Genomic DNA, 10680 nt, shown 5'->3' with positions numbered 1-10680 from the left:
CCCCCTGCCCCCCCCCCCGGCCCCCCCCCTCCCACCCCCCGGCCCCCCCCCGGGGCCCCCGCCCCCGGGGGGGGCCCCCCCCCCCCCCCCCCCCCCCCCCCCCCCCGGGGGGGGGGGGCCCCCGCAGTGAAGAGACGACGATGAACAATAAAAATCCTCTCAGCGAGCAGAACCCGGCGATGTATGACGTCGCCATCGTGGGCTGTGGCCCGACCGGTGCGGTGCTGGCCAACCTGTTGGCCGAATGCGGCCACAGCGTGCTGGTGCTGGAACGCGAGGCCGGCATTCTGCAGTTACCGCGGGCCATTCGCTTCGATGCCGAATGCATGCGCGTGTTTCAATCCATAGGTCTGCTGCAACGCCTGGGCGAGCAGGTCAGTGCGGCCCCGGGCATGAAGTTCGTCAACGCCGCCGGCGAGCTGCTGATCGAATGGCAACGGCCGGTAGCGCTCGGCAGCCATGGCTGGAGTGCCTGCTACCGGGTGCATCAGCCTGATCTGGAACACGCCTTGCGTGAGCGGCTGCTGGAGCGACCTGCCGTGCAGCTACTCACGCGCCATGATGTCTTCGCCCTGACCGAGCACGCCGATCACGTCGCGCTCAGCTACGAGAACATGCGCAACGGTGAGCTGCTGACCGGCCGCGCGCGTTATGTGATCGGCTGCGATGGTGCGCGCTCGCTGGTTCGCCGGCTGATGGGCAGTGCCCTGGAAGACCTGCAGCTGCATGAGCGCTGGCTGGTGATCGACTTCATGCTCAAGCGCCCGTTGCCTGAACTGGGCGATTACTCCATCCAGTATTGCGACCCGCAGCGCCCGAGCACTTACATCTGCGGTGCCGGTCAACGCCGGCGCTGGGAAGTGATGGTGATGCCCGGTGACGATCTTGCGCAGATCAATACACCGGAATGGATCTGGGCGTGCCTGTCGCGCTGGATCGGGCCGGCGGACGCAGAGATCGAGCGCTCGGCGGTGTACATGTTCCACTCCGTGGTCGCGCAGCAATGGCGACGCGGGCGGCTGCTGATTGCCGGCGATGCGGCGCACCAGACCCCACCGTTCATGGGGCAGGGCATGGCGGCGGGCATCCGCGATGCGGCCAACCTCGCCTGGAAGTTGCGCGCGGTACTGGCGGGCGAAGCGGACGACGCACTGCTGGACAGCTACGCCTCCGAACGGATCCCCCATGTACGCGAATTCATCGAAGGCGCGGTGCGCTTCGGCGATATTATCCAGGCCACCGACAGCGAGGCCGTGGCCGCGCGGGATGCGAGCCTGAGCTGTGCCATCGAGCGCTTCCGCACGCCGGAACCGGCGCTGGGTCCTGGTGCCCACGATGGCGCGCCGGAAGGCGTGGCCGGGCAGGTGACGCCGCAGTTTCGCCTGGCCGACGGCAGCCTGATGGATGACGTTACCGGTTACCGCTACCTGTTGCTGTGCCGGCCTGAAGCCCTGACGCTGGCCTGCCATCTGGCCGACGCATCGGTAAGCTGCCGCGCAGCTGACGAGCCGGCCATGCGCGCCTGGCTCGACAGCCTCGGCGCCTGCGCCGCCCTGATCCGCCCGGACCGCTATCTGCATGGCCTGGCACACACTGAAACCGACCTGGAACCGCTGCTGTTGCGGGCGTTTCCCTTGACCCCGGGCAACAGCGAACCGCTGCGCTCGAACTGCGCCTGAGGCGCACGGCGGGAGGTGACTCCCGCCAAGCTACCGACCACTACAAGAACAATATGCATGCCTTGAGCATGCCGGAGTGCCTATCATGCAAAGCCTCGATCAGGCTGCCTCGCAAGAGGTGCCAGGTGTAACGCTGCCGTCTTCGGTCAGCGCCGAACAGGTCATGTCGCGGGTCTCCCGTCGACTGCTCGGTTTCCTCTTCCTGCTGTTCATGTTCTCTTTTCTCGACCGCATCAACATCGGCTTCGCCGGCGCCGCGATGAGCCGCGACCTGGGGTTGAGCGCAGCGGCGTTCGGCTTCGCCAACACGGTGTTTTACGCGGTGTACATCGCCTGCGGCATTCCCAGCAACCTGATGCTCGAACGCATCGGCGCACGGCGCTGGATCGCCGTGCTGGTTGTAGCCTGGGGCATTGCCTCGACCTGCACCATGTTCGCCCGCGATGAAACCAGCCTGTATGTGCTGCGCATGCTGGTGGGCATCACCGAGGCCGGTTTTTTGCCGGGCATGTTGCTGTACATCAGTCGCTGGTTCCCCAGTGAGTACCGCTCGCGCGCCAATGCCCTGTTCATGATCGCCATGCCGGTCACTGCCACCCTGGGCTCGATCGTCTCGGGCTTTCTCCTTGAGCTTAACGGCACCCTTGGCCTGCACGGCTGGCAATGGCTGTTTATGGTCGAGGGCCTGCCGTGTGTGGTGCTCGGCATGATCGCCTGGTATCGCCTGGACGACTCACCGGAGCGTGCGCGCTGGCTCAGCGCCGAAGAGAAGCAGGTGCTGGCCGCGCTGATGGCGCGCGACCGCGAGGTGGCAGCACGCAGTGACGGCGGCGTTGCCAGCGGGCGCTGGCTTACCGCAGGCACTCTGCGCCTGGCCTTGATCTACTTCTGCATGGTCACCAGCATGGGCATGGTGAATATCTGGGGGCCACAGATGATCGCCGGTTTCAGCGCCGGCGCGGGCAACGTGGTCACCGGGTTCCTGGTTGCCGTCCCGCAGGTGGTCACGGTGTTCGCCATGCTCTGGCTGGGATCGCACTCCGACCGCCTGCGCGAGCGCCGCTGGCACACCTTCGCACCGCTGGCGATCGGCGCCGTGGGCTGGCTGGCGGCAGCCTTCCTGCACAGCCCGGCGTTGCAATTGCTTGGCATCAGCCTGGCTTCGGCAGGTGCCTTCGGCGCCATGACGGTGTTCTGGGCCTTTGCCGACCAGAACCTGTCGTCGTCGGCCAAGGTGGTGGGCATCGCCTTCATCAACGCGTTTGGCAACGCGGCGACGATTGTCAGTTCGCTGATGGTCGGGATACTCAAGGACCACACCCAAAGCTTCGTCGCGGGTATCTGCTATGCCGCCGTGTTGATGATCATCGGCGCCGTGCTGGTGATCAGAAACGCTCGCGCCTGCCGAACCACGCTCCACGCCTGATTCAGGTTTTATAGCCCCGCTGCGGCAGCCATTGCCGCGGCGCGACCCTTCACGTCTGCAAAAGAACAAAAGCCATGACCAGACTGACGCTTTCGCTCCTTGCTTTGCTTGTCTTGCTGACATTGCCCCATGCACAAGCCGGGGACTTTTTCACCGATAGCAGCGGCAAACTGCTGGTGCGCAATTACTATTTCGACCGCGACTTTCGCAGTGGCAGCGGCCAATCCCAGACGCAGGAGTGGGCGCAGGGATTTCTGCTCAAAGTGCAGTCCGGCTACACTCCGGGCACCCTCGGCTTCGGCCTGGATGCCAGCGCCATGGCCGGCTTCAAGCTCGACTCGTCGCCTGACCGCGTCGGCACCGGCCTGATCCCCTACAGCCCGACCACCCGCGAGCCGAATGACAGCTTTGCCGAAGCGGGCCTGACGGCCAAGTTCAAGGTTTCGAAAACCGAGCTCAAGGCGGGGCAGGTCGAGCCGATGCTGCCGGTGATCCTGCCGGTGATGTCGCGACTGTTTCCGCCAACCTTTCGTGGCGTTGACCTGAGTTCTCGTGACATAGACGGGTTGACCCTGCGTGCCGGCCGGATCGACCGCATCAACCTGCGCGACTCGACCAACTGGCAGCCGTTGCAGGTCTCCAGCCAGTTTGGCCGCTTCAAGGCGGGGGCCGAGTCCAAGGAGTTCCTCTACGCGGGGGGCGACTGGGCGTTCGCCCAGGGTGCAACCTTCAGCTACTACCGGGCGCAGCTGAGCGACATCTACCAGCAGGACTACCTGGGGCTGCTGAAAAGCATGGCGGTAGGGCCAGGCACGCTGAAGGTCGACCTGCGCTTTCATGCCAGCCGAGAAGATGGCGAGGCCAGGGCCGGACGCGTGGATAACCGCGCCTATCAGTACAACCTGTCCTATGCCCTGGCGGGGCACACGCTGGCGTTTGGCCAGATGCACATGAGCGGCGACACGGCCTTGCCCTACCTGGCCGGCACGGACGTCAACGTGATTACCGAAGGCTCGCTGGTATCGGAGTTCAGCAACCCCGAGGAACGTACCTGGCAGGCGCGCTATCAGTACGACTTTGCTGCGGCCGGGGTTCCGGGATTGAGCGCATTGTATCGCTATATCGATGGCAGCAACGTGCACTTCGCGGGCGCCGGTGGCGACAACGACGAGACCGAGCGCTCCTGGGAGCTGGCCTACGTGATACAGTCGGGCCCGGCGAAAGGGCTCGGGCTGCGTTACCGTCAGGGTCATTACACCAGCAACTACTTTCGCGATGTCGATGAACAGCGGGTGAACATCGACTACACGTTTGCGTTGTTCTGATTGGCAAGCTGAACCGCGTTGCCGTTTTTCGCGGGCAAGCCTCGCTCCTACAGGGTGCGGCTATCGACCTCGTGCTCGTCTTCAAAGGCCATGAACTGTTGCAGGTCGAGCAGGTCCAGCTTGACCCGGGCGATGAAGGCCGAAAACGCCAGGGTGGCAGCGAGCCGTCGCAGGTCGCTGGCCCAGACCGGCAAATAGGTTGGCCCCTGCAACCAGCCCGACTCGAACAGCGGCGCCAGGTGCAGGGTGTCGCCCAGGCTCAGGCGCCCGGCAAACAGGTGTCCGACCAGCTCCGGGCGGTTATCGCGGATCGCAACGCGCAGCAGGGTGTGCACGCCGAGCAAGCCGGTGAGGTAGGCGGCATCCTTGGTGAACGCCGAGCCGCCGCGGACATCGGCGCCGCGGAAAATCCGCTGGGTTGAGCGAAAGGACTCTTCCGGCGTCTGCCCCGCCTTCAGAAAGCCTTCAAACACCTGGATGAAGTCGGCGCCATCAAGCGCTTGCTGCACCGCCAGCACGCGCAAGGCGAGGCGCCGCAGGCGGTTGATGTCCATGCTGCCGGTGAGCAGTTCGGCCAGCGTGGCGATCCCTTCCTGGGTCTGCGTAGTGCGTGGCGCGCCGAGGGCCAGGCATTTCAGGTTGGGCTGGCGCGCACCGTTTTGCGCGGTGGCCACATGCACAAAAGCTTCGTGTTGCAGCAACTGCTGCTTGTCCAGCTCGGTGAACAAGGCGCTGGCGCGCAGGCGAATGCGGCTGACCCCGGCAATGGCTTTGGCGGCCAGGTCCGGGTCAAGCTGAATGCTGATCTGGCCGGCACCAAAAAAGCGGTCCAGCTCCGGCTGCAACCAGGCGGCAAACACCTCGGCGGGAATCTCGGCGGGGCTCGGGGGAATGCAGTCGCCGCCGAGCAGGGCGTCGGTAGTCTTCAGAAAAAACTGCGCGGCGTCGAGCATGCTCAGCTTTTGCCTGGGGTAGTAAAAGTCCGGGCGCCGGTACAGCAGCGAGGAATAGCGGGTAAACGCAGGCGTACCCATCGCACCGAGCATGCGCCCGGCCGTGGCATAGCTGTGCGCGGTCCTGGCGAGAAAGCGACCTGCCGGATGGCCTTGGTCGCACTGGTCGACAAAACTGTCGAGCGCGGCAATCTCGGCGCCATGCTCGCGCGGGGTAAAGGTGACCTTTGGCAGCTGCGCCTTGCCGCTGCGCCATTGGCCGAGGAACACCTCCTCGACGCCATCGGGCCACGCCAGGGCATCGAGGACACGAATCTTGCGGGTTAACCCAGGTAACGCGGCATCGAGTTCAGGCAGCGAAACGGCACTCATGGCCTTCACCTTGAGAGACGACAATCCAGTGTTTGAGCTTAGTCGTTGCCAAGGCAATGCGGCGAAACAGGTCGAATTGACCTGCTTCGCCTTCACGCTACCCGCCAGTTACTGAATGGACATGATGTTCACGGTTTTGTTGGGGCCGGCAACGGCGACCACACGTGCGGTCACCGTCAGGCCGGTGGTGACATCGTGGGTGTTATGGTTGGTGTTGAGCGCCCAGCCAGCTGCGGAACCCGTCACCCAGTTGTTGGTGTGATTGATCACGAACGTCTGCCCGGCGGGCGTCAGGTGTAACGCATGCAGTTGCTGCAACGCGTGCGGGGTCCAGGCGACGTGGGGGAACATGAGGTTCTCTGCCGTCTGGTAATGCTCTACAGCCGCCGCGGCGCCGAACGCCAGCACCAGCACATGGACGAACGAGGCCGTTACGCCTTTTTCACGGCAGCGGGCAATGAGTTGGCCCAGGCGCTGATCAATCCCGGCATCCCCGGAAAAGGCCAGGAACCCGGCATTGTGCAGCCCGTTCTGGCCCGTGCTGATGCCATCCAACAACACATCGAGGTTGCGCGGGTCGTTGTTGACCAGCAGATCGACCAGCCGAAACTCGATGCCGTCCAGCTCACCGAACGCCCATTCCACCTCCGCTGCGCTCAAGCCGCTGCTGCGCAGCGCCTGGCTCAAGCGATTGCGCAAATCACCCGGCTGGCGGGCCTGGGCGAGAAAGTCATCGAGTGGTGCCCCCAGCGTTGGCAGCAAATCGTGGACGACGAAGCGCAGGCCGGCTACAAGGTTTTTCACCGTCGCCGCTGCCTTGGTAGCAGCTTCGGTATCGATGGCTGCCTGGCCGGATTGAGGTGGGTGACGCAAGGCCATGATGCTGGCGACACCCTTGCCAATGGTATCGAGCCGGGTGCTGAGGTTAGCCGAATCGAGTGTGGCCGCCTGGCTACCGAACGGCATGAGAATGGCGTGTGCCAGGTGTTCCTGGCTACTGACAGTTGCGTTCATGTCGACTTCCTTGAGTGAGAGTGAAGAAGCAACGTGATGCATAAACGCGTGGGCTGGCTTTAATAATCCGTCCAGACAGTCACGGGATTGAAACCGATATTCGACACCGTCATTAATGCGCCGGCGCCTTCAGAGACATCAATAGTCGTGGGTTGACCTGCCTCAAGTACAACATCGTGATTGCTCTTGCAGCACAACTCGATATGCCAACTTATTTTAGAGTCGCCGGCATCGCTGCACTTGGCCGATAGTTGCGTACGCAGGCCCACCGGGCGAGTGGAATAAACAACCGAGCCACCGGGGTTTAGTGTGGTTTGCTGAGTCATGGTGAATGCTCCTTGCGTTAACGTTACAGTGAGGGCGGCGTGGCCGGTTTCATGAGTATCCGGTCGTTGTAGGTCGTGGTGGTGTTGGCGGGAACCGAACTCACAAGTTGCTTGTCAGTACCGCCGGCCGATGGCACGCGATAAATTTCAATGGCTTCGCAAACCTGCCAGTTCAGGTACTGGTAGTCCGCCAGAAATTCCGTCGTGGTCATCACTTCGTGCCGGTAGTCGTAGGAGCGGGTGTCCTCCTGGCGGTACTCCAGGGTGCGGGACAACTCGGCGCTGAGGTTGAAGGTCGAAGCACCTAAAGGCGCGGCCTGGGCCAGGGCGCCTTGGGTGGCCATAACCGGCGGTATCGGCGGCACTTCGCCGCCGGCAAACAGGTCGCCGCCCGACAGGTCAAGGCCCAGGTCCATGCCGATGCGCTGGGTGATCGAGTGGGTCTGGCCCTCCGAATGGGTGTAGGTAGCGCCGACGACGTTGGTGACCTGTTCAGTGACGTTATTGGCATAGGTCTTACGGCTGACGCGGTGCCAGTAGCGGGATCGCTGCACCTGATAGTGGTCGACATTGGCCAGTTTGTCGGCCTTGGTCTGCTTCCACTTTTCCCATTCGGACGGTGAATTGTGGTTCATCGTTTGCCAGGGGTAGCGCGGATCTGTCACCAGGTCGAAATGATCCTTGGTTATTGAATAACTTCCGACAACGAACGCACCGGAGTTTTCGGGTGGCAAGTTATCAGGGTTGGTCATCAAAGGAGGGTGCGCCGGGTTGAAGGCACTGTCATTATCATTCATTGATAGTGATTCCTTTAACGTACGGTAAATGAGTGAGCGGCTGTTTAAGTCGTTCATAAGGTTATTGATCAGCGCGCACAACAACAGCCTGCCTGTGGCACGCACTAACAAGTTTTGGTGAGGTGGTTCGCGAGTGGGTTAGTCAGCTTTTTGTTAGTCTCCTTGGTATTTTTACTTGCGTTTTCCGGAGGAGATAATAAGTCAGCAGCAACACGGTAGTTATATTCTTTTGAAGCTAAAGGGCAGGGCGTTACCGCCGATAGAATGCCGGTTTATAAAATAGTTTTGTTAATCCGCAGGGTGGTGGTTGGCGGTCAATAGTGCCTATTGGCTTGTCAATTTTTTGGCTGAAGCCTTAGAACTTTTCTCTATTTGGCGGTCTATCTGGATAGGCACATCGACCTGACAGGCGCGATGGCCAGACAGACACCCATTGCCAACCAGAGGTTGACTTCGCTCATGAAATTCCATGTCCCACGGATGGTGCTCTTTGGCCTGTTCGCGTTCGCGGCGGTGGGCTCGGCATCAGCAACACCGATGAAAACTTCAACCCCGATGGTTGCCACCGAAGTCGCCACCGTTCAGGCGCCACAGCGGGCGGTGAGCAACCCGTGGCCGAGCGTGGCCAGCATTGCTGACAAACAGGCCGGGCCATTGCTGGCCCACGATGATGACCGCTATTGGCACGATGGCCGTTGGCACGATCGCCGGGACGACTGGCGTCGGGAGAACTGGCGCCGCGACAACTGGCGCAGGGAACAGGCCCGCCGGGAAGCGGAACGTCGCCGGGACTGGGAGCGTCGTCACGATCGGGCCATGCAGCATCGCTACGACAACGACCACCGCTACTATCGCCGTTAAGGCACTGGCGCAGTTCACGCGGCCATAACGATGATGGCCGCAGTCAAACCCGGGTCAATGGTTGTGCTTGTGTTTGTGCTTATGTTTGTGGCTGGACTTGTGGTTGTCGTGATGGTCGTCGTCCGCCAGGCTGTTGCCGACAGCGCCACCGGCCGCACCACCCAGGCCGGCCCCGATGGTGCCGCCTGTCGTGCCGCCGATACTGCGCCCCACCACCTGACCGCCTGCAGCGCCCAGGCCACCGCCAATCGCGGCTTCGGTTTTTTTGCCATCCTTGGCGCTGACCGCGCCACCTGCTGCGCCACCGACGCCAGCGCCGATCGCAGCGCCGGTGCTGCCGCCAACGGCTTGCCCCACCACGCTACCCAGTGCGCCACCCAGGCCACCACCGACGGCGGTATTCGCCGATTCCCCGGCATAGGCCCCTTGTGCTGCAACGACAGAGAGTGCCAATACAGAGAGTATCTTTCGCATTTCGTTAACCTCATACGGTGTACAGGGTTTGAGTCTGTCAGATGCGAAAAGTGCGGACAACGCGTGTTCCGTAGTTCTTAGACGTGAGTCAAGGTCCAGACCCGAAAAGCGACCGCCTGTCGCGCATCGGGGTCATGTTTCGCGGGTGAACCCGCTCCCACAGGTCTGCGGTGCACCTGCAGGAGCTGGTGATCAGGCTAAAACCGCTCGGCCGGATCCGTGGTCATCAGCATCTGCTGAAAGCGCTCCAGAAACACCGACTCGGCCTGGGTCATTTTCTGTTCACGGTGCCACAGCAGGTAGACATTCACATCGATCACGCCCTCCCAGGGCGGCAGGCGCCAGACCTCTTCGGCCTGCACATCGGCGGCGACGATGTGTTCCGGCAAACAACCGATGCCGTACCCGGCGCCCACCAGCCGGCGGATTTCATCCAGGCTCGGCGAAGAGGCGACAATGCGCCCGGTGAAACCCTGCTGGTCACGAAACACCGTGAGCGGCGAGAGGTTGCCGCCAATCTGGTCACTGGTGAAGCTCACGAAGTTTTCGCTCAGCAAATCGCTCAGGCTCAGGTTCTTGCGGCCAAACAGGCGGTGGCGCTTGCCACAGAAGAACGCGTAGCGCTGCTGCAGCAACACCCGCTGTTCGAGTTTGGGCTGTGGCGTGCGGCACAGGCCCAGGCCAAACGAGGCGGTTTTTTGCAGCAACGCGCTGATCACGTCCGAGCTGCGCAACACATCGACCTCCAGTTCGACTTGCGGGTAGTCGATGTGGAACTGCGCGAGGAAGTCGTCGTAAGCGCTGGACTGGATGCGGCTGATGGTCAGCAGGCGGACCTTGCCCACCACCGTTTCGGCAGACTTGTCCAGGGCAGGGCCCAGGCGCGACACGGTGCCGTAGAGCTCGGCGGCAATCTGAATGACTTCCTCGCCGGTTCGGGTCAGGCTGATACGCGGCCCGCGGCGTACCACCAGGGCGCAGTCCAGTTGCTCCTCCAGCCGCTTGAGCGCCTGGCTGATCGCCGGCTGACTCAGGTACAGGCGCGCCGCGGCCCGGCTGATGCTGCCTTCCTGGCCGATCACCAGGAAGGTGCGCAACAGGTTCCAGTCCAGACGATCGTTGAGGAAGCGCCTGGCTTCCGGGTTGCGCAACAGGGGAGCCGTGGGTGTTGTCATTATTGTTAAAACTTATACTTGAGTATTGAGATTAGAAGCTTTTCCTAGCATAGGTGTTGCCGCACCATCTAGCAATGCACCGCCAGAGTGCAATGGCCTTGCGCAGCGCATGACAGACCTTTCTCCTGCCTATAACAATGATTCCCAGGAGCTTCAGATGACGAGCACTACCTCCACCCCGCGGCGGGGGCCGCCGGGCCCCGGTTTTCGCCACCCCCACGAGGGTAAAACAAGTGGGAAAAAAACCCTTTGGGAGCGCCCGGGGGGGTTTCGAAACG

At 62.5% G+C, this 10680-nt stretch carries 10 protein-coding genes; 4 read left to right on the top strand and 6 right to left on the bottom strand.

What is annotated here, in order from left to right; all coding sequences use genetic code 11:
• The first annotated feature begins 140 nt into the window (after positions 1 to 140).
• From I5S59_RS26060 to I5S59_RS26050, 3 genes are all read left to right on the top strand, one after another.
• Complete coding sequence (locus tag I5S59_RS26060) at positions 141 to 1679, top strand: bifunctional 3-(3-hydroxy-phenyl)propionate/3-hydroxycinnamic acid hydroxylase (protein ID WP_232239991.1); 1539 nt, start codon at positions 141 to 143, stop codon at positions 1677 to 1679.
• Positions 1680 to 1764: 85 nt separating this feature from the next.
• A complete protein-coding gene (locus tag I5S59_RS26055; protein WP_232239990.1) occupies positions 1765 to 3105 on the top strand; it encodes an MFS transporter in 1341 nt (446 codons plus the stop codon).
• A 74-nt stretch (positions 3106 to 3179) separates the two neighbouring features.
• Positions 3180 to 4430: an OprD family porin gene (locus I5S59_RS26050; RefSeq protein WP_197879139.1), complete on the top strand. Its 1251-nt coding sequence runs from the start codon at positions 3180 to 3182 to the stop codon at positions 4428 to 4430.
• Positions 4431 to 4477: 47 nt separating this feature from the next.
• Here the strand turns inward: I5S59_RS26050 and I5S59_RS26045 are convergent, their stop codons facing one another.
• From I5S59_RS26045 to I5S59_RS26030, 4 genes are all read right to left on the bottom strand, one after another.
• On the bottom strand, positions 4478 to 5755 hold the full coding sequence (locus I5S59_RS26045) for a flavohemoglobin expression-modulating QEGLA motif protein (RefSeq protein ID WP_197879138.1): 1278 nt from the start codon (positions 5753 to 5755) through the stop codon (positions 4478 to 4480).
• A 108-nt stretch (positions 5756 to 5863) separates the two neighbouring features.
• Complete coding sequence (locus I5S59_RS26040; protein ID WP_197879137.1) at positions 5864 to 6769, bottom strand: hypothetical protein; 906 nt, start codon at positions 6767 to 6769, stop codon at positions 5864 to 5866.
• A 59-nt stretch (positions 6770 to 6828) separates the two neighbouring features.
• Positions 6829 to 7095, bottom strand: coding sequence for a hypothetical protein (locus I5S59_RS26035; protein WP_197879136.1), 267 nt, complete (start codon positions 7093 to 7095; stop codon positions 6829 to 6831).
• A gap of 23 nt (positions 7096 to 7118) precedes the next feature.
• Entirely contained in the window at positions 7119 to 7892 is a 774-nt protein-coding gene (locus I5S59_RS26030) for a hypothetical protein (RefSeq protein WP_197879135.1), read from the bottom strand.
• A 459-nt stretch (positions 7893 to 8351) separates the two neighbouring features.
• On the opposite strand from I5S59_RS26030, the gene I5S59_RS26025 reads away from it, so the two are divergent.
• Positions 8352 to 8753: a hypothetical protein gene (locus I5S59_RS26025; RefSeq protein ID WP_197879134.1), complete on the top strand. Its 402-nt coding sequence runs from the start codon at positions 8352 to 8354 to the stop codon at positions 8751 to 8753.
• 54 nt (positions 8754 to 8807) lie between these two features.
• Here I5S59_RS26025 and I5S59_RS26020 read toward each other — a convergent pair whose 3' ends face one another.
• Both I5S59_RS26020 and I5S59_RS26015 read right to left on the bottom strand, forming a co-directional pair.
• Positions 8808 to 9227 (bottom strand): glycine zipper domain-containing protein, encoded by a 420-nt coding sequence (locus tag I5S59_RS26020; RefSeq protein WP_197879133.1) that lies wholly within the window; start codon positions 9225 to 9227, stop codon positions 8808 to 8810.
• A 197-nt stretch (positions 9228 to 9424) separates the two neighbouring features.
• Positions 9425 to 10402, bottom strand: coding sequence for a LysR family transcriptional regulator (locus tag I5S59_RS26015; protein ID WP_197879132.1), 978 nt, complete (start codon positions 10400 to 10402; stop codon positions 9425 to 9427).
• Positions 10403 to 10680: the final 278 nt, after the last annotated feature.

This window comes from Pseudomonas alkylphenolica (assembly GCF_016009175.1).
GTDB lineage: Bacteria > Pseudomonadota > Gammaproteobacteria > Pseudomonadales > Pseudomonadaceae > Aquipseudomonas > Aquipseudomonas alkylphenolica_B.
The sequence above is the reverse complement of the archived record's forward strand: the minus strand, read 5'-3'. Positions and strand labels throughout refer to the sequence as shown.

Coding starts and splice junctions, on each gene's coding strand:
- I5S59_RS26055 (WP_232239990.1), top strand. CDS start 1,765: ATGCAAAGCCTCGATCAGGCTGCCTCGCAAGAGGTGCCAGGTGTAACG.
- I5S59_RS26020 (WP_197879133.1), bottom strand. CDS start 9,227: ATGCGAAAGATACTCTCTGTATTGGCACTCTCTGTCGTTGCAGCACAA.
- I5S59_RS26045 (WP_197879138.1), bottom strand. CDS start 5,755: ATGAGTGCCGTTTCGCTGCCTGAACTCGATGCCGCGTTACCTGGGTTA.
- I5S59_RS26025 (WP_197879134.1), top strand. CDS start 8,352: ATGAAATTCCATGTCCCACGGATGGTGCTCTTTGGCCTGTTCGCGTTC.
- I5S59_RS26015 (WP_197879132.1), bottom strand. CDS start 10,402: ATGACAACACCCACGGCTCCCCTGTTGCGCAACCCGGAAGCCAGGCGC.
- I5S59_RS26050 (WP_197879139.1), top strand. CDS start 3,180: ATGACCAGACTGACGCTTTCGCTCCTTGCTTTGCTTGTCTTGCTGACA.
- I5S59_RS26040 (WP_197879137.1), bottom strand. CDS start 6,769: ATGAACGCAACTGTCAGTAGCCAGGAACACCTGGCACACGCCATTCTC.
- I5S59_RS26030 (WP_197879135.1), bottom strand. CDS start 7,892: ATGAATGATAATGACAGTGCCTTCAACCCGGCGCACCCTCCTTTGATG.
- I5S59_RS26035 (WP_197879136.1), bottom strand. CDS start 7,095: ATGACTCAGCAAACCACACTAAACCCCGGTGGCTCGGTTGTTTATTCC.
- I5S59_RS26060 (WP_232239991.1), top strand. CDS start 141: ATGAACAATAAAAATCCTCTCAGCGAGCAGAACCCGGCGATGTATGAC.